The 369-nt window shown below is 74.5% G+C and carries 1 pseudogene; it reads right to left on the bottom strand.

Features of this window, described 5'->3' with window-relative positions:
- Window positions 1–369, bottom strand: a pseudogene (locus L0D17_RS13355) (hypothetical protein); the annotation flags it as partial.

Raw genomic sequence — 369 nt, 5'->3', positions numbered from 1 at the left:
ACATGGGCAGGTTCCCCAGGGCCTTCATGTGGCCCACGAGGGCCCTCCAGTCCCCCTCGGCGGCGTAGGCCAGGGCCTCCTCCAGGAGGGCCCGGTGGAAGGAGGGCTCCAGGAACCAGGTCCACCGCCCCCGCTGGTCCTTCCGCAGGACGTACGTGGGCTTCCACTCCCCCTCCCGCCAGGCCACCCAGTAGAGGGGGCGCTGGGGCTCGGGGGAGGCCTCCACCCGCCGCATCCCCTCCCCGGGGAGGGGGTGCGGGGCCAGGAGCATGAGGGGCCAGGTGGGAGGAGGGTTCTCCGGGGGCATCACGCTCACCGGGGCCAGGAGGAGGTGGGCCACGGGGAGGCGGGCCTCCTTCCGGATGGCCC

It is taken from the genome of Thermus thalpophilus, from assembly GCF_022760915.1.
Taxonomy (GTDB): domain Bacteria; phylum Deinococcota; class Deinococci; order Deinococcales; family Thermaceae; genus Thermus; species Thermus thalpophilus.
The sequence above is the reverse complement of the archived record's forward strand: the minus strand, read 5'-3'. Positions and strand labels throughout refer to the sequence as shown.